This is a genomic window from Vogesella mureinivorans (assembly GCF_007644035.1).
GTDB lineage: Bacteria > Pseudomonadota > Gammaproteobacteria > Burkholderiales > Chromobacteriaceae > Vogesella > Vogesella mureinivorans.
In genome coordinates, this window is record NZ_VMTV02000012.1 from 1 (window position 1) to 370 (window position 370).

1 protein-coding gene is annotated in these 370 nt (G+C 38.4%); it reads left to right on the plus strand.

What is annotated here, in order from left to right; all coding sequences use genetic code 11:
• Window positions 1-370 (plus strand): ATP-grasp domain-containing protein (locus FLQ44_RS00415; RefSeq protein WP_500692532.1); only part of this gene is annotated, 370 nt, incomplete at both ends.

The window sequence follows — 370 nt, forward strand, 5'->3', positions numbered from 1 at the left end:
GATAAATTTTTGGATTGCATGCAGTATATTTTAGAGCAGGCAGAACGGGAAGGTGCGTGGATCATCAACAAACCACAAAGTTTACGTGACTGCAATGAAAAACTTTTCGCAACACAATTTCCTGATTTACAAGTACCAACCTTAGTCAGCTCACAACAGCGTTTAATTCGTGAATTCTTAAAGGAACATGGTGATGTGATCGTTAAGTCTTTAGATGGTATGGGGGGAATGGGGATTTTTCGTTTATACCAAGATGGGGTAAATATTGGTTCAACCATCGAAATTTTAACTGAAAATGGTACACAACCGATTATGGCACAACGCTACATTCCTGAAATTGTAGAGGGCGATAAACGCATTTTAATGATCA